This window comes from Cytobacillus sp. Hm23 (assembly GCF_051842895.1).
Taxonomy (GTDB): domain Bacteria; phylum Bacillota; class Bacilli; order Bacillales; family SM2101; genus Nanhaiella.
The window spans coordinates 14321-33320 of sequence record NZ_JBPXRQ010000005.1; the positions used below are offsets into that span (position 1 = coordinate 14321).

Sequence of the window (19000 nt, forward strand, 5' to 3'; positions counted from 1 at the left end):
AAGGCTCTTGTCATAAACTTGGTAGTCATTTATACAAAATTACCACTTTTAAAAAAGCTTTTTGTAATTATAATCATACTAAAGAAGAAAATATGCCACGAAACTATAGTTGTATCGGTGTTTATATATTATTACGAAAAACAACAATAAAAACGAAGAAATCCTTAGCAAGAAAGGATGGGCTAACTGCCCATCCTTTCTTTCATTTGTTTTAATATCTTCTTTTCTAACCTTGATACTTGTACTTGAGAAATGCCTAATCTAGATGCTACTTCAGTTTGAGTTTGATCTTTATAATAACGTAAATAAACAATTAACCTTTCACGTTCATCTAACTCATGTATTGCTTCTTTTAGTGCAATTTTTTCAAACCATTTTGCCTCAGCATGATCTGCAATTTGATCAATCAAAGTGATTGGATCTCCATCATTTTCGTACACAGTTTCATGTATTGATGTAGGTGTACGACTAGCCTCTTGAGCCATAACAACTTCTTCTGGAGATATTGATAAGAACTCTGCGATTTCATTCACTGTTGGAGCCCTACCAAATTGCTTTGCAAGTTCATCCTTAGCTTTTCGAATTTTATTCCCAATCTCTTTTAAGGATCTACTTACTTTTACAGTTCCATCGTCACGAATAAATCGCTGAATCTCTCCAATAATCATCGGAACAGCATAGGTAGAAAACTTAACATCATAAGTTAAATCAAATTTATCAACTGATTTCAAGAGACCGATACATCCGATTTGAAATAAATCATCAGGCTCATAACCCCGATTTAAAAAACGTTGCACAACTGACCAAACTAGTCTCATGTTTTTCTCAATAATCAAATCACGAGCTTCTTGCTCTCCATTTTGACTGCGTTTGATTAAGTCTTTTACTTCATGATCCTTTAAATATGTTTGACCTTTTTCTTTCTTGACCTCCACATCCATAGGCAAGTCTCCCTTAATTGCTTAAAGCTTTACTTTTTGATAAATGCTTCGATAATTTAACAACCGTACCACTTGAGACGGTAGAATCAATCGTTACTTCATCCATGAAGTTCTCCATAATGGTAAATCCCATTCCTGATCGTTCTAACTCAGGTTTAGTTGTAAAAAGGGGTTGTCTAGCTTCATCAATATCTATAATACCTTTTCCTTCATCACGAATGGTTATATGAACAAAGCCATCCTCAAGTATTACAGAAATGTACACTACGCCATTTAGATCATTTTCATAACCATGAATGATCGAATTTGTTACAGCCTCAGAAACAACAGTTTTTATTTCAGTTAACTCATCTAACGTTGGATCTAACTGAGCAATAAATGATGCTACTGTGACTCTAGCAAATGATTCATTTTGACTGAGCGCAGAAAATTGGAGGTGCATGACATTTTTCATTATGCCACCCCCAACGTTTGAAGTGCATATTGTTCATTCATTTCTAAACGTACTATTTTGAATAGCCCAGACATATCAAACAATCTTTTTACAGGTTGAGAAATATTACATACTACCATTTCCCCACCTAAATTCTTAATTTGTTTGTACCGACCTAAAATGACCCCTAATCCCGAGCTGTCCATAAAGGTAAGTTGCTCTAAATTTAAGACGATGTGATGAATATTTTTACTACTAATCGCTTTATTCACTTGTTCTCTCAGCTCTTCAGCTGTATGATGATCGAGTTCCCCATGTAGACGAATAAGTAAAACGTCCTTCATTACTTCAAGAGTAATAGATAGACTCACTATGTTATCCTCCTTTATGTTTTCTACTTTTACTTAGTGAGTCATTTCGCTATATTCACCTGATAATCCTTCATCATGACAAAACTAGTGAAGATTCGGCAAAACTATTCTGTTTTAGTCATCATTTCTACAGATCGCTTCATCAGTTGCCACAAATTAGCAGCCTTAACATCTTCATTAGCAATTAGGTCACTTTTTATAAGAACTTCATTATCCTTTTTCAAAATTATAGTTCCGAGCTGATCACCTTTTTTTACTGGTGCAATAATTTTGTCTTTTAATACGACTTCTTCAGTAACGTTATCTTGCGATTCTCCTTTTTTCATAAGAAGTGAAATGGGTTCTGTTGTCACTACATCAACTTCTTCTTTCATCCCTTTATTGATCTTTGCTGTCGATACTAATTCATTACGTTTATATTTAGGCGTCGTTTCATAATGCGCAAATGCGTAGTCTAACATTTTAGATACTTGGGCATTTCTAGACTTTGATGATGGAGCTCCAAAGACTACTGCTATCACCCTCATATCATTTTTTTTCGCTGTTGCAGTTAAGCAATACTTTGCTTCATTTGTATAACCTGTCTTCACACCATCTACGCCCTCATAAAACTTAACAAGTCTATTTGTGTTAACTAACCAAAATTTTTTATCAGTGTTTTCCCTTAAATAGTCATCATATTTCCCTGTATATTTTGTTATTTCTTCATATTTCAATAATTCTTTCGCAATGATCGCCATATCATAAGATGTACTAAAATGTTCATTGGCAGGTAAACCCGTTGAATTTTGGAATACTGTATTTTCCAGCTTTAACTGCTTCGCTTTATTATTCATCATAGCTACAAATGCCTCTTCAGACCCTGCAATACGTTCAGCCATTGCAACTGATGCATCATTCCCTGAACCGATTGCAATCCCTTTTAGCATCTCTTGGACAGTCATCTCTTCTCCCGGAGAAAGAAAAATTTGTGACCCTCCCATTGAAGCCGCATATTCACTAGTTCGAATTTTTTCATCTAATGTAACTGTTCCCTTATCTATCGCCTCCATAATGAGTAACATAGTCATAATTTTAGTCATACTTGCAGGTGGTAGTCTTTCATGTGCATTCATTTCATATAGTATATTACCTGTGTCTCTTTCAATTAAAATACCTGATTTAGCATCTTCAACTAACTGTACAGTTGTTTCTTCTGCTGAAGCATATGAAGATATCGACATCATAAAAAAAACTATTGTTGTCATAGAGCAGAAAATTTTAGACAAAGTCAAGTCCTCCATTCTTATCTAATTTTTACGCCATTAATTCGATATTAAGAGAATTTTAAAGGTAGAATATTTTTATATTGAAATATTATACAATACATATCATTTTTTCCATGTGATATTTTTTTATACATTAAAAGTGTTTTTAATCTATAAAATTACACAAAAAAATAACCACCCTTTGGGTGGTTATTTAATGTACATCTTAAGCAATAACATGATGAATGTATGTTGTCTTTTTAGGAACTTGTTCTTGTATAATCGTGTACGCAGATAATAATGTATTTTCTGCTTCTGTTACGTCTTGTATGTTGCTATGGAATACACACAATGTATCACCTTCGTTAATTTGATCTCCTACTTTTTTCTTTAACGAAATACCAGCGGAATGATCAATTACATCGTCTTTTTTCTTTCTACCTGCTCCAAGCATCATTGCTGAAACTCCAACAAGTTCTGCATTGATTTCACTTACATAGCCACTTGAGATAGCCTTAATTTCTTTGTGATATTTCGCTTGTGGCAATTTAGATGTATCATCAACAACTGCCGAATTTCCACCTTGAGATTCGATAAATCGTTTAAGAGTTTCAATTGCTTTGCCTGAACTTATCACTTCTTCCAAACTTTTAAACGCTTCCTCAAAATCTTCATAAATTCCACCTAATACTGTCATATGCGAAGATATCGTTAAGGCGATTTCTCTTAGATCATCCACTCTACTACCTTGTAATACTTCGATAGCCTCCCTAATCTCGTTTGCATTACCTACTTCATAACCGAGCGGTTGGTTCATATCACTAATAACAGCAACTGTTTTTCTGCCTGTATTCTTACCGATATCAACCATTGTTTGAGCTAACGATATAGCATCTTCAGTTGACTTCATAAACGCACCAGAGCCTGTCTTTACATCAAGAACAATACTTTCAGCACCAGAGGCAATTTTCTTACTCATCACTGAGCTTGCAATCATTGGAATACTATCTACAGTTGCAGTCACATCTCTTAGCGCATACAATTTTTTATCAACTGGCGCAAGGTTGGCACTTTGACCTACAATAGCTATCTTATTATTATTTACATTTTCGATAAATTGTTCACTAGTTAACTCTATTTGGAAGCCTTCAATGGATTCTAGTTTGTCAAGAGTACCACCTGTATGCCCTAGTCCTCTTCCAGACATTTTTGCTACAGGAACACCTACTGCCGCTACTAGAGGAGCAACTATTAAACTAATTTTATCACCAACCCCACCGGTAGAATGCTTGTCCACCTTGACTCCATCAATTGCAGATAAATCGACCACATCACCAGAATTAACCATCGCCATTGTTAGATCTGAAATTTCTTGTTCGTTCATACCTTTAAAGTATATTGCCATACAAAGAGAAGAGATTTGGTAATCAGGAATGTCACCGTTTCCATAACCTTCAACAATAAATTTAATTTCTTCTGTTGTTAATACTTCACCATGTTTTTTCTTTTGAATCAAGTCCACCATTCTCATAATCAAACATCTCCGTTCTCCAATAGGTGTTGTTATTTTTCATTTATCAAGCTGCTCTTAATGTGTCAGAAACCCTACAGTAATTGTTATATTACTTCTATAGGCTTTTTCCACACATTTACACGTTGTTATATAAGATTATTCAAAAGGCTAATGATGTAATAAGTTCTCTGTTCACTTAACTAGACATTTCTTTCACGATCGTTTTAACAAAAGCTAGAAAGTTCGCTTTTACCATTTCAGTTGTTTCAATTACTTCATCATGTGTTAAAGGCTGATCTAATATTCCTGACGCCATATTGGATATACATGAGATTCCGATTACATCCATACCTGAATGACGTGCAACGATTACTTCAGGAACTGTGGACATTCCTACTGCATCTCCTCCAAGAGTTCTGAACATCCGTATCTCTGCAGGTGTTTCATAAGAAGGTCCTGTAGCACCTACATAAACACCTTCTTGAATATCGATAGAAAGTTTATTTGCAATATCTTTTGCTAGTTGCTGTAATTTTTTATTATAAGGCTCAGACATATCCGGGAACCTTACTCCTAATTCTGCATCATTTGGGCCAATTAAAGGATTTGTGCCCATGAAATTAACATGATCAGTGATGAGCATTAAATCTCCTGGCTTAAATGATTCGTTTACACCGCCTGCGGCATTTGTTACTATCATCTTTTTTATACCTAGTTGGTTTAAAACTCTAATTGGAAAAGTCACTTTATCAAAGGAATAGCCCTCGTAAAAGTGAAATCTCCCTTGCATTGCTACAACTGTTTTCCCTTGCAATTGTCCAAAAACTAATTGCCCAGCATGACCTTCTACAGTTGAAACAGGGAATTCAGGTATCTCTTCATATGGGATTTTCACAGCTGATTCAATTTCATCAGCTAATACACCTAGTCCTGAACCTAACACAAGACCTATTTCAGGGGTTGTAGGAAATTTTTCCTTTAAATAGTTAGTCGCTTTGTTAATAGCTTCCAAATTCATTCAAGTCTCCTCCTCTATTTCATTTCTGATAAAAAGCTTTTCCCGTATTTTGGCATATTAATATCGAAATTATGAGCAATTGTTGCACCAATATCAGCAAACGTCTCTCTTATTGATAATTGATTTCCTTCTTTCATACTTGGACTATAGGCTAATAAAGGTACATATTCTCTCGTATGGTCAGTACCATGATGTATCGGATCATTCCCATGGTCTGCAGTAATAATGAGTAAATCATCTTCTTTAAGATTCTCTAATACTTTAGGGAGTCTAGCGTCAAATTCTTCCAAAGCATCACCATACCCTTGTGGATCTCGGCGATGCCCAAATAATGCATCAAAATCAACTAAATTTACGAAGCTGATTCCGGTAAAATCCATCTTTAACGAATCAACTAACTTATCCATTCCATCCATATTTGACTTCGTTCTTAGTGATTTTGTTACCCCTTCGCCATCATAAATGTCAGAAATTTTTCCAATTGCAATGACATCAAAGTTATTATCCTTTAATTCATTCATTACCGTTCTACCGAAAGGCTTTAACGCATAATCATGACGATTAGCAGTTCTTTCAAAATTTCCTGGTTCACCAATAAACGGACGAGCGATAACGCGACCTACCATATATTTTTCATCGAGTGTTAGTTCACGAGCAATTTTACATATTTTATATTGTTCCTCGATTGGAATGATCTCTTCATGCGCAGCAATTTGTAACACAGAATCTGCTGATGTATAAACTATTAAAGCACCCGTTTCCATGTGCTCTTGCCCTAATTCATCTAAAATACCTGTACCACTTGCAGGTTTATTACCAATTACTTTACGTCCCGTTCTACTCTCTAGCTCATCTATAAGCTCTTTCGGAAACCCATCAGGAAATACTTGGAATGGCGTTTCTATATTTAAACCCATTATTTCCCAATGCCCAGTCATTGTATCTTTTCCATTTGATGACTCTTGCATTTTTGTATAGCAAGCTAAAGGCGACTTTGCTTTGTCAATTCCTTTTATAACCTCGATATTACTTAACCCTAGCTTTGCCATATGAGGCATATTTAAGCCTCCGCGATGCTCTGCAATATGTCCTAAAGTATTAGCACCTTTATCTCCAAATTCCTCTGCATCTGGAGCTTCACCAATTCCAACTGAATCCATTACAACTAAAAAAATTCGCTTATATGAATGCGCTGACATAAAATAACCTCCTAAATCTATCTTTTTCAATAAAAGATATCATTCCCATTAACGTTCATATTAACCAATAAAAACCTTTAACAAGCAACACTTGTCTGAGGTCTGACAACCCTAGTATAAGCCTTTTCATACTCATATTGCAAACAATAAAAAATGAACATTTCATGAATAAAATAATAATACGAAAACAACCAATTATCCAACAAGTTCTGAGGTACTTGATCTAACGTATTACAGGAAAAAGAAAAAAGCCACCATAAAGTCTTTTCTCTTTATAGCGGCTTTGCTGCATTGTGTAGCTATATCTTCTAGCCTCTCGAGTTGAAGGAATGTTCATCAACCCCTCAAAGCCTACTTTTGAATGGGCTCCTGTTTAAAATAGCTAGTTACACTTCTTCTCTTCTGTTTATGCTCTTGGATGATACATATTATAAACATCTTTTAATCTTGCTTTCGTTACATGTGTATATATTTGTGTAGTTGAAATATCTGCATGACCTAACATTTCTTGCACTGCACGTAAGTCAGCACCGTTCTCAAGTAAATGTGTTGCAAACGAATGGCGTAATGTATGAGGAGTTAATTCTTTCTCTATATTTGCTTTCTTAGCTAAATTTTTAAGAATCTTCCAAAATCCCTGGCGTGTTAAGCGATTTCCATGATGATTTAAGAAAAGTGATTCTGTCGTTCTCTTCTTATTTGCTAATACTCCTCTACCTTGATTAATATAGTTATGTATCGCATCTGTAGCTAATTTTCCTAAAGGAATAATCCTTTCTTTATTTCCTTTTCCAATACAGCGAATAAAGCCCATCGTTAAATGAACATCAGACATGTTAAGATGAATAAGCTCACTTACTCTTATACCCGTAGCATATAGTAATTCGAGCATTGCTTTATCCCTTAATCCAAATGAAGTAGTAACACTTGGAATAGCCAATAATGCTTCAATCTCACCAGCAGTGAGCACTTTCGGTAGTTTTCTCTCAGTTTGAGGTGATTCAATATGAACTGAGGGGTCATGGTTTGCAATTTTTTCACGAAGACAAAATTGATGATATGATCTGACAGATGCAACATGTCGAGCAAGTGTTTTCGGAGACTTCCCTTGGTTCTTCAATTGGCCTAAAAAGTGAATGATGTGAACCCTAGTAATATCATCACAGTTCGATACTCGTTCCACTTTTGCTAAATATTTGTGATATTCCTTAAGATCACGTTCATAAGACTTAATTGTATTTTCAGCTAACCCCCGCTCAACTACTAAATAATGTATAAAGTCTTTTAAATGATCTTCCACATTCTTCTACTCCCCATTAAGATAAAAGAACTTTAATCGTTCAAACCAGCTTTCATCTTTATTTTCTATCATTTTCACTACTTTGACCGCATTCCCTTCTGGTTGATCATAGCGGTGATATTCTTGGTATTCTTGATTTATCCACAATATACAAAAATAAAATAATATTGTACAGCCTGTAAAAAGAATAAATACTTTTAAAATATCATAAAAAACCGTAAACCATTTCATCGTTTATCCTCCATTACAATCATCATATTAGAAGATATGACAAAAAGGACAAACTTTATACGTAAAAGCACTAAATATTTCATTAGTAAGTTCATTTTAAACTACTTAATAAAAAAGTAGCAGAGCGATATATAGCTTTCTATTGTATAATCAAAGGGTCAAATCAAACAGTCTCTATAAATTGTCTTAAGATATACAGAGTGTTTGGTTAGACCCTTTAGTCATTTTATTATTTAGACTTTTTAACGCTTGTTTTACAAAATTTAAAATGATTGTTCACAGTTCCCCATTGTGCAATACCATATAACCATTTTATGTCGTTAAATTATATAAATGAATTTCCCCTAAGTAGTAATAGTAAATTACTCACTATCCTTATTTTGACATTTTCTGCATATACCATGAAAAGTCAGTCTATGATCCATAATTTTAAAATTCCAGTCAGCTTCAACTATTTTCTCAACATCTTCTAAAAGATCTTCTTCTATTTCTTCTACAGATCCACATTCCATACAAACTAGATGATGATGAAAATGAGCTGCCCCTTCCTTACGAAGATCGTAGCGTGACACACCATCACCAAAGTTAATTTTATCAACTATTTTAAGTTCAGTTAGTAATTCTAATGTACGATAAACAGTAGCTAAACCAATTTCGGGGGACTTCTCCTTAACGAGGAGGTATACATCTTCAGCACTTAAATGATCCTCTTCATTCTCAAGTAACACCCGGACAGTCGCCTCTCTCTGAGGGGTTAGTTTATAGCTTGAGGAGTGCAATTGTTTTTTTATCCGTTCTATCCGATTTTCCATTAATATTCCCTCCCTCGCCGTTCATTACATAATTATAGCAAAGATATGGGAACTGTCAAAATAAAATGATTATAAATAAGTAATTTAACCCTATATTATTTAATAATTATTATTTTGTAATAACCTCTAATACACTTTTCATTAAAACTGGAGAAATAAATGCCTCAAATGCTGAAGCTACTAATAATACTATCATTATAACTACCATAACAAGAGAGTACCGCATAAATAGTGGAAAAATTTGCTGATTAAATCTTTTAATAAATTGCTGTCGGATCATTTTCAAAGAAAATGTGACTGCAAGCGTGCTTATAATAATAAAGGACGGAATTACTAACAAATTTTGTGGGAAAATTGATATGAAGGACAACAGTAACCCTTTAGCCTCCATTTGATTTACTAGGAACCCAACAGTAAAGCTCACAACAACTCCTTTTAAAAAAAGTAAAACGAGTATAAGCGGCAACCCAATAATCGACACACCTAGTAACCATATTAATCCTATATATTTTATGTTTTGAAGATAACTTTCAATAAACTTATCTTTTGAGGATGCAAATTTACCTTCGGAAACTTGTTCGAAGAATCTACTTAAATAGTAGAAAAGATCTTGTTTTTGACTAAAGCTCAGACTGTTGACAACGATGGATCCAAAAATTACTCCCATAAAAAAGAGCACAGTAATAAATAAATAGATTGAAGAATGCTCTTGAATGTGTAATTGTAATATTTTCTGATACGATTGTTTTTTCATCATTCTCCTCCTTAACGGAACAGTATTAATAGATTGTATGATTTTAATTTAAAACTATGACAAACTATTAACTAGAAAAGAATGATAGTATAAGATTAGCTAATCATATTACAAATACTTATGTTCAAGGCTTAAAATAATAGTACGGTCATTTTTGCAAAATTAAGTGATATGTTCGATCCAGCATAGGGCTCAAAAACCCACCTGTATAGGTGGGTTTACAACACCAAAATTAAGAATAGAGCGATTGCTGCCACTGGTTTAATTGAGAAATACCTTTACCCTCATTTAGTTGCTCTGTCGCTTTTTCAATCCCTTCTTCAATTGTAGCTGTTATATTAAATAAGAAATACCTAACCGCGGTGTTGTAAATAACTTTTGCTCGAAACGGTAATAACTCTGGAGCTTGTTCACCGGTTAATATTCTTTTCATGATCGTTGCCTGCTCTTGTTTTGTAAGAACCTCATCATCTTTCTCATACTTTAACCCATACTGCTCTGGGTTTAATAAAAATGATTCTGCATGACTATTCGTTACCTTGTAAACAAAACTATTACGATGGGTAGGTAAGTCCTCTGATCCGTCTTCACCTTGGACAACATAGCCAACATCATAACTAGATTGTTGGATAATAGGAATGAGCTTATCTACTGCCGTTTTATGAAATACACCTACCATCATTTTTTTGGCATTTCCAAGATTAAGCATTTTCTCAACTGTATTAATAATTGAACGAACGCCAATACCTTCTCGAATATGTCTTATTTTTCCCAATGGCTCACATAGATTTTCTGTCCAAACAAAGCCGATTTGATTGCTCATAATTGAGTCCTCAATTTGTTTTGGCGTTGCATTTGTCTTAACCGATAATTCTGAGAGGATATCTTTGATTGTCATACCATGTTTAGGAGGTAAGGTGTCACTACTATGTAATAAAACTGGCACACCAGCTTCCGCTAATAATAATGAAGTAGGAACAGTTGTAACAAAACCTTTCCTACCATCATACGGACCAGCAAAATCGATTAAGTTATCTGAAATGGTAGATGGAAGGTTTAGCTTCTTTGAACACCTCTTAAGTTCATCGATAAAGCCAAGTACTTCATTGTATGTTTCTCCCTTCATTCGCTCTGCTATTAAAAAAGCACTAATCTGTGAGTCGGTCGCCTTACCACTTGAAATTAAGCGTGCAGCCTCACGCATTTCCTCATAAGTTAAATCTTTTGAACCCTTCTTTCCTCTACCAACTTCTTTAATCCACTGTTGCACATAAATCCCCCTTTTCAGTAATTAGCTAAGTGTGATTGTCAATACTATATCGCTTTTTTTTATCTATGAAAAGGAGAATGTATTATTAAACAATCAATTTCCTTAATAGTAGATGTTCAATTATCTTTGAGAAAACTCTTTTTTGCTGTCATTATTACCAAACCGAAATATGTGGTTTTATACGTTGGTCATCGTTATAGAAAAGAGAGGATGCTATGAACTCTAGTTGTGTATATATTTAAATCTAAGTACAAAAACAAACAACCAACGAGAAAACACTTGACTACATCTGCTTGATATATTTTGAAAACATGCTAAAACGGACTTATCTTTACAGCGCATAGCTTAAAGCTTGGCATTTTACATGATGGATCAAAGGAGGGATCAGTAATTCGATTAATATTTTGTATATCTCCCCAGTGAAATGGTACAAAGACTGTATCGCGTCTAATTTTCTGTGTTATTTTGCATCGTACGACGACACTTCCTCTTTTTGACTCCAGCTTAACAAAACTTTTATCTTTAACCCCAAACTTCTTTGCGGCTAACGGGTGAATTTCAATATGTGATTCAGGATAACGCGAGTTGAGTGATGAACTACGTCTAGTTTGAGTTCCTGATAAATAATGTGCTAATACTCTACCTGTCGTCAAGTATAGAGGGTAATCTTCTGAAATTGCTTCACGGTTAGGTGTAGTTGCTATGACTTTGATCACTGCTCGCCCATCTATATGTGCAAACTGATCACTAAAAAGCCTCTCTGTTCCTGGATGGTCACTATTTGGACAAGGCCAAAACAGCTTTTCTTTATTATTTAACCTTTCATAAGTAACACCAGCATAATCAGCCCTTCCTCCTTGGCTTGCTACTCTAAGCTCATTAAATATGTCTTCAGAGTTATCGTAATTAAAATATTCTCCTTCTCCAAGTATTGTTGCAATATCACGAAGAATTTCCCAATCATGTTTAACTTCACCCGGTTTTTTTCTTTCACCATTTCTTAACGTTATTCTACCTTCTAAATTCGTCATCGTTCCTTCATTTTCTAAATAAGAAGAAGACGGTAAAAGTAAATCTGCTAGTTGGGCAGTTTCTGAGATGAACAAATCTACAACGACAAGAAATTTTAATTTTTTTAATGATTTTTCTACAAAAATCGCATTTGGATTAGACACAACTGGATTTGACCCTACTACTAATAACCCTGTAATCTCCTTTCTATCAATTTTCTCTATCATTTCATAAGCGGAAACCCCTTTGGAAGGAAGATCGAATTCATTCACACCCCAGACAGAAGCAATATGCTTTCGATGCTCCATATTATCTATAGATCGGTAGCCCGGTAATTGATCCGCTTTTTGACCATGCTCTCTACCACCCTGACCATTCCCCTGTCCAGTGATTGCACCATAGCCACAACCTTCTCTACCAATTTTCCCAGTAATTAAACATAGATTAATAAAGTTTCTAACAGTTTCATTACCATTTACATGTTGTTCGACACCTCTAGCAGTGAAAACCATCGCTGAATTTGCTTTACCATACATTTCTGCTGCTAGGCGTATTTGTTTTTCAGGAATACCCGTTTGCTCAACTATATCTGTTAATTTTATATTACGAAGAAATTGTTGTAGGTCGTTATAGCCATGTGTTCTATTTTCAATAAAATCCTCGTTGTCATATCCTTCTTCAACCAACACCTTTAACATCCCATTGACTAAACTCCAATCAGTCCCTGGCTTTAATTGTAAATGTATATCTGCTATTTTGGTTGTAGCCGTTTCCCTTGGGTCAATAGCAATAATAAACGCACCATTCTTTTTGGCTTTTAGAAAATATGGCATGATCGTAGGTTGACATTCAGCGATATTTGTTCCCGCTAAAATGATGCATTTAGTCATTGGAATATCTGACAAGGGGTTCGTCATACCACGATCAATACCAAAAGCATCGTTAGCAGCAGTTGCTGCCGAAGACATGCAATACCTTCCGTTATAGTCTATATGTCTAGTTTTCAAGGCCACTCTAGCAAATTTTCCTAACATATATGCTTCTTCATTCGTTAATGACCCTCCGCCATACACAGATAGAGCATCGAACCCATCTTCTTCTTGAATACTCTTGAATTTTTCCTTAATAATTTCTAAAGCCATGTCCCATGTGATTTTTACAAATTCACCATCTATCTTTAGCATTGGAGACGTAATTCGCTTATCATTAATCACATGTTGATGTGCATTTAATCCTTTTATACATAGCTTTCCTTGTGAAGTAGGATCCATTTTATTAGGAACAACCTTGTATTTCATGCGTTCAATGATACGTTCCTCAATCAATTGCATACTACACTGCATACTGCAATACGGACATTGGGTATTCATTATTTTTTCATTATTTAGTTGTTTTTGTTTTTCACGAAAATGTTTCAGTAAATCGTTCATTTATTCCACCCTACACAGTAAGTAAAATTTTGTCATTCTTCACTTCAACATCATAAACTTTTACGCAACCTGTATCTGGTTGCTGTACTTTTCCATCTTCCAAACATATTTTCCACTCATGCAAAGGACAGTAGACAACATTACCACTCACTATTCCTTCTGCTAATGTGCCACCGTTATGGGGACATTTATTTTCAACAGCATAAACTTCTCCATTAGATAAACGAAACAATGCGATTTCTGTATTATTTAGCTTTACTGATTTTCCTACCCTTTGAGGCAACTCACTATATTTTGCGATCTCTAATTTATTCATTTATATCACCCCTAAACTGTTGTTAACGAATAACTGTTATATAATTTATGTTGTTTATCTTCATCATTAACGACATCTTTCCATGGATCTTTTAGTGTAGCTAAAGCTACCTCAATTCGTTCATTTAATGACGAACGCACTTCCTCACTTGCCAATACATCACCAATCGCTGTCAAACCCACTCTCTCAACCCAAGCAGAAGTTCTCTCCCCATACTCCCCTGTTTCACGATAGTATTGAAGTATAGCTCCACTCCATTGTATAACCTCATCGGCTGTTTTCACTTTACATAACAGGTCACCTGCACGCAAGTTAGTACCTCCATTACCACCGATATATAACTCCCAACCATCACTTACTCCAACAATCCCAATATCTTTTATCGCACTCTCTGCACAATTCCTCGGACAAGCTGAGACGCTCATCTTCACTTTGGCAGGTGTATTTAATCTTTCAAATTTTTTCTCAAGATCTATACCCATCTGCGTTGAGTTCTGTGTTCCAAATCTACAAAACTCTGAACCTACACAAGTTTTAACAGTACGGATCGCTTTCCCATATGCATAACCAGAAGGCATATCCAACTCTTCCCATACCTTTGGCAAGTCTTCTTTCTTAATCCCAAGTAAATCAATTCGTTGACCACCTGTTAACTTCACCATCGGAACTTCATATTTCTCTGCAACGTCTGCAATACGCCTTAACTCTTCTGCATTAGTTACACCACCATACATTCGCGGAACGACAGAATATGTTCCATCTTTTTGAATGTTTGCATGCATTCTTTCGTTTACAAATCTAGATTCTAGTTCGTCTACATACTCCGTTGGATGCACCATCCCTAAATAATAGTTTATAGCTGGTCGACACTTCGAACACCCTTCATCGGATTGCCAGCCTAACACGTTCATTACTTCACGGATATGAGTTAAGCCCATCATCCGTATATTTTCAACAATCTCATCTCTACTTAATGATGTACATTCACAAATTGACTGTATTTGTTCAGTTTCCTCAAAGCTTTCTCCTAACGTTTCCTTCACTAACTCACTAACAAGAGGTGAACAACCTCCACACGAAGTTCCAGCTTTCGTACATGATTTAACTTCTGAAACAGAACTTAAACCATTTGACTTTATTGCTTCAACAATCATTCCTTTTGTTATACCATTACACCCACAAACTTGATCATCCATCTCCATAGATGCAACGATTGACTGTTCTCCACTTCCATTACTTTGTCCTTGTACAAATGATAAAGGAGCCATTTCACTTATCAATGTTTGTTTTTGCATCATCTGAAGGAGCTTAGTTCCATCATTAATATCACCATATAATACCGCGCCAACTACTTTGCTATCACGTATAACGACCTTTTTATAAATATTGTTATACTCATCGTAAATTTGCATACTCTTGTCATTTACATCTTCTTGGAACTCTCCGGCAGAAAAAACATCTACACCTGATACTTTTAGTTTTGTTGAGACGACAGAACCTTCATATTTTTTATCATCAAGCTCATGCAATTTATTAGCTAATACTTGGCCTTGTTCATATAGTGGAGCAACTAATCCATATGCAACTTCTCGATGCTCAGCACATTCTCCAACAGCATAGACATGTGGTATTGACGTTTGCATGTAATCATTTACGACAATGCCTCTATTTGTTTCTATACCGCTTATTTTTGCTAGTTCAACATTCGGACGTATCCCCACCGCCATCACAACTAAATCAGCAGTAATTTCTGTCCCGTCAGCAAAGCGCAGCCCTTCTACCCGATCTCCACCAATGATCTCTTTCGTTTGCTTCTCTAATAAAAAATTCATCCCTTGCTTCGTAAGCTCTTCTTCAAGTAGTTTGGATGCTTTTGGATCAAGCTGCCTTTCCATCAAATACTTTTCTATATGAATGACATCAACTTCCATACCTAAATTCAACAAACCTCTTGCAGCCTCTAAGCCTAATAAGCCTCCACCTATTACGGCTGCTTTTTTATAATTTTTTGAAGCATTAATCATTCTTTCACAATCTTTAATATCACGGAATGCAGTTACTCCTTCTTTATCAGCGCCTGGAAGAGGAAGAATAAATGGTACAGACCCTGTAGCAATGATTAATTCATCATAATTAATTTCTATTAACTTATCAGTTATAACTGATTTTGTTGCCGTGTTAATTTCTTGTACTTTTTGACCGGTAAACAATTCTATATTGTTTTCTTTATACCATTGCCAGTCATTAATCGTAATGTCTTCAAGTGATGTATCTCCTGCTAGCACAGTTGAAAGTAAAATTCTATTATAATTAGGGTGTGGTTCTTCACCGATAACCGTAATTTCAAATTGATTAGGGTTCAGCTTAATAACCTCTTCAATACAACGAACACCTGCCATACCATTACCTATAAGAACTAATTTCTTTTTATTCAGCACAAGTATCCCTCCGATGTTTTTATTTTTTAAGAAAGGCTCTTTTTGTAAACTTTGTTGTTGTTACCAACAAATAGACACCTTATAGAAGTGACTTTATATTTTAGTCATCATTTTATATAAGAAAAAATGTCACAAACTCTAGTTGTGTATGTGTTAATTACAATCAAAGCGAAAACATTAAGAAAAGCGTATGCACCTTTCCGACAAGCGCTGGAGACATTGTACATGAAGTTTTTTTCCTTCATGTGTAATGTCTAAGCGACCACGATTCGTAGGCACCTGGAGCTAAGCAAACTGTACAGCAATAGAAATATTAACTTATCCAACGAGCTCCTCTTGTTTCGGTTCCATCGCTCCAACAACTGCTTCATTTTCCAATTTAGGTTCAACAAGAAAGAAAGCTGCGATAAAACAAGCGAAGGCACCTATGCCGATAATCATAAAAAATAATGATGGGTTGAGAAAGCTCAAAACTGTCAAGAAGATAACCGAACCGACATTACCATATGCGCCTACCATCCCAGCTACTTGACCTGTAATTCGCTTTTTTACTAATGGCACCATTGAGAATACAGATCCTTCTCCAGCTTGAACGAAGAATGAGCATACCATCGTTAAGAGAACAGCGGCTACAAGTGACCAACTTGAAGAGATTTGTGACATAGCAATATAAGCTGCTCCAAGACATAGAAGCAAGACCATTAATGTTTTTTTTCTGCCAAATTTATCGCTAAGCCAACCTCCACCTGGACGTGCCACTAAATTCATGAAAGCAAAGCTCCCACCAATCATTCCAGCCTGTGCAACAGTTAAATTAAATGTTTCTTCAAAGAACATCGGGAGCATCGAAACGACAGCTAATTCAGAACCAAATGTAATTAAGTAGGCAAAATCTAATATGGCTACTTGTTTAAAAGAATACTGTTCTTCTTTAGGTACCCCAGTTTTTAAATGGTGTTTGTTTACACTCCATATTTTATAGACATTAAATAAATATAAAACAGCTAAAACGATATATATTACTAAGGCAATATTTGCACCTATAAAATTCACATTTTTGAGTTTCCACGTTAACAAACCAAGTACTCCATACAACGGTAGAGTCATCACTATGAGTCCAATCATACTCTTATAGCTAGTTACTTCCATCGCACCAGACCTCTTTGGAATCTGGTATACCTTTTTTGCAGGTGTATCTTGCACCGATCGATAATAGATAAACCCGTATATTAAACTAAGTAACCCAGTTAACCCAATCGCATATCTCCAGCCGTCATCTCCACCAATCCATAAAGCAATGATCGGTAAACTAAATGCTGCAGCTGCTGAACCAAAATTTCCCCATCCTCCGTATATCCCTTCTACTAGGCCTAGTTGTTTTTGGGGGAACCATTCAGAAACCATTCTTATTCCTATAACAAAGCCAGCTCCGATAATTCCTAAAAAGGCACGAGCTATAAATAACTGCCAAAAAGAAGTACCAAAGGCAAACACAAAACACGGTATACTCATAACAATTAGTAGTGAAGAGTATACTTTCCTTGGTCCGAAACGATCGACTAACATGCCAATAATGATTCTTGCTGGAATAGTTAATGCTACATTAATTGTCATTAAAACTGTAATCTGTTCTTTTGTTAACTGTAGCACCTTCATTAAGGTCGTATTAAAGGGGGCCATATTAAACCAAACAACAAATGATAAGAAAAAGGCAAAGGTAGTCATAAGTAAAATCTTTTTGTTTCCTTCGTAAATATTTTCGTTCATTTTATCACTCCTTGATTTAATATCTATTTAGACACTGTAAATCTATGTTACATTTTATAACATTTACAACATTTAATTTTCAGTGTTTTTTTAATAATTGTAATTATGCCATAATTTATGATCGTTGTCACTATTTTTATGTCACATTTTATAACATAATTTGAAATCATACTTTTAAAAAGCAATTAAATATTACAATGTATGTTATATTTTATAACATGATTTACAAATAAAAAAACAATCCTTTCTCACTAAAAGGATTGTTTTTTTAATTAATCATTAACATGTATACTAACTTGGATACTCTACCTTGATCCCGTTACGATCAAGTATCTTTCTAATAAGAATACCATTTTTATAGTACTTTCTTGCATCTATCTCAAATTCTAAGTCATTTTCATATTCTAAGTGTAATACCCTTACGCCATCATTATTGTAAATTACTTGTGCTTTCGTTACTTCATCCCACTTATATTCTGTTTCTTTCATTGACAGTGGTGCATTAAATTTTATAGTATCGTGAGTCATATATGTGTAATCATTCATACCAAATAAATAACAAGGAATTGAACTAAGTACAATAAGTGATGATATTATTTTTATTTTAATTGTATCCCCAAGTTTTCTCTCTAAAGTGTAATATAAGATAAGGCCGAGACCTAAGAAGATCGCTGCTATAAATATCCATAAATAAGCTGTTATATTTGGCGAGTAATACCAATACCCTTGATCGTAATTAATCAGTAACGGTTGGATAATCCCAACAATTAGTATAGGGATAATAAAGCTCGAGAATATTATTATTAATGATAATACGAGTAAAGTATTAGATGTTTTTGTGCTTATGTGATTCATAGATATGTGCCTCCTTGAAAAGCTAGTATAATATAAACATACGTGGCACTAGCTACTATGATTCACATATCTTGACATTTTAGCTAACGTCAAT

General features: G+C 34.8%; 17 protein-coding genes. All 17 read right to left on the bottom strand.

Translation table 11 applies throughout. From position 1 onward, the window contains the following. Positions 1 to 182: 182 nt before the first annotated feature. The 17 genes from sigF to ACSVDA_RS04640 all read right to left on the bottom strand — a co-directional run bounded on the left by sigF (position 183) and on the right by ACSVDA_RS04640 (position 18906). Entirely contained in the window at positions 183 to 941 is a 759-nt protein-coding gene (gene sigF, locus ACSVDA_RS04560; protein ID WP_320256945.1) for an RNA polymerase sporulation sigma factor SigF, read from the bottom strand. Positions 942 to 954: 13 nt separating this feature from the next. Continuing rightward, entirely contained in the window at positions 955 to 1395 is a 441-nt protein-coding gene (gene spoIIAB / locus ACSVDA_RS04565) for an anti-sigma F factor (protein ID WP_485881224.1), read from the bottom strand. Beyond that, positions 1395 to 1745, bottom strand: a complete 351-nt coding sequence (gene spoIIAA / locus ACSVDA_RS04570; protein ID WP_214480123.1) for an anti-sigma F factor antagonist — start codon at positions 1743 to 1745, stop codon at positions 1395 to 1397. Before spoIIAA ends, spoIIAB begins: the two co-directional genes overlap by 1 nt. Positions 1746 to 1849: 104 nt before the next feature. Next, positions 1850 to 3028 (bottom strand): D-alanyl-D-alanine carboxypeptidase family protein, encoded by a 1179-nt coding sequence (locus tag ACSVDA_RS04575; RefSeq protein WP_485881226.1) that lies wholly within the window; start codon positions 3026 to 3028, stop codon positions 1850 to 1852. 190 nt (positions 3029 to 3218) lie between these two features. Continuing rightward, complete coding sequence (locus ACSVDA_RS04580; protein ID WP_485881228.1) at positions 3219 to 4523, bottom strand: pyrimidine-nucleoside phosphorylase; 1305 nt, start codon at positions 4521 to 4523, stop codon at positions 3219 to 3221. A 178-nt stretch (positions 4524 to 4701) separates the two neighbouring features. After that, on the bottom strand, positions 4702 to 5523 hold the full coding sequence (locus tag ACSVDA_RS04585; protein ID WP_485881230.1) for a purine-nucleoside phosphorylase: 822 nt from the start codon (positions 5521 to 5523) through the stop codon (positions 4702 to 4704). A 14-nt stretch (positions 5524 to 5537) separates the two neighbouring features. Continuing rightward, positions 5538 to 6722: a phosphopentomutase gene (deoB, locus tag ACSVDA_RS04590; protein ID WP_485881232.1), complete on the bottom strand. Its 1185-nt coding sequence runs from the start codon at positions 6720 to 6722 to the stop codon at positions 5538 to 5540. 406 nt (positions 6723 to 7128) lie between these two features. Then, positions 7129 to 8022, bottom strand: a complete 894-nt coding sequence (gene xerD / locus ACSVDA_RS04595; RefSeq protein WP_485881234.1) for a site-specific tyrosine recombinase XerD — start codon at positions 8020 to 8022, stop codon at positions 7129 to 7131. A gap of 6 nt (positions 8023 to 8028) precedes the next feature. Then, the gene (locus tag ACSVDA_RS04600) at positions 8029 to 8253 is read right to left on the bottom strand and encodes a YqzK family protein (RefSeq protein WP_485881236.1); all 225 of its coding nucleotides are present in this window, start codon (positions 8251 to 8253) and stop codon (positions 8029 to 8031) included. A gap of 362 nt (positions 8254 to 8615) precedes the next feature. Beyond that, on the bottom strand, positions 8616 to 9065 hold the full coding sequence (gene fur / locus ACSVDA_RS04605; RefSeq protein WP_485881238.1) for a ferric iron uptake transcriptional regulator: 450 nt from the start codon (positions 9063 to 9065) through the stop codon (positions 8616 to 8618). Between the two features lie 109 nt (positions 9066 to 9174). Next, positions 9175 to 9819: a stage II sporulation protein M gene (gene spoIIM / locus ACSVDA_RS04610; RefSeq protein WP_485881240.1), complete on the bottom strand. Its 645-nt coding sequence runs from the start codon at positions 9817 to 9819 to the stop codon at positions 9175 to 9177. A gap of 232 nt (positions 9820 to 10051) precedes the next feature. Continuing rightward, on the bottom strand, positions 10052 to 11089 hold the full coding sequence (locus tag ACSVDA_RS04615) for an anthranilate phosphoribosyltransferase (RefSeq protein ID WP_410628341.1): 1038 nt from the start codon (positions 11087 to 11089) through the stop codon (positions 10052 to 10054). 314 nt (positions 11090 to 11403) lie between these two features. Continuing rightward, positions 11404 to 13530: an assimilatory nitrate reductase catalytic subunit NasC gene (nasC, locus tag ACSVDA_RS04620; protein ID WP_485881242.1), complete on the bottom strand. Its 2127-nt coding sequence runs from the start codon at positions 13528 to 13530 to the stop codon at positions 11404 to 11406. Between the two features lie 10 nt (positions 13531 to 13540). Next, positions 13541 to 13846: a nitrite reductase small subunit NirD gene (nirD, locus tag ACSVDA_RS04625; protein WP_214480133.1), complete on the bottom strand. Its 306-nt coding sequence runs from the start codon at positions 13844 to 13846 to the stop codon at positions 13541 to 13543. Between the two features lie 11 nt (positions 13847 to 13857). Then, positions 13858 to 16281, bottom strand: coding sequence for a nitrite reductase large subunit NirB (gene nirB / locus ACSVDA_RS04630; protein WP_485881402.1), 2424 nt, complete (start codon positions 16279 to 16281; stop codon positions 13858 to 13860). A gap of 321 nt (positions 16282 to 16602) precedes the next feature. Further along, positions 16603 to 18051, bottom strand: a complete 1449-nt coding sequence (locus ACSVDA_RS04635; RefSeq protein WP_485881244.1) for a NarK family nitrate/nitrite MFS transporter — start codon at positions 18049 to 18051, stop codon at positions 16603 to 16605. Between the two features lie 291 nt (positions 18052 to 18342). Continuing rightward, positions 18343 to 18906 (bottom strand): hypothetical protein, encoded by a 564-nt coding sequence (locus tag ACSVDA_RS04640; RefSeq protein WP_485881246.1) that lies wholly within the window; start codon positions 18904 to 18906, stop codon positions 18343 to 18345. Positions 18907 to 19000 lie beyond the last annotated feature (94 nt).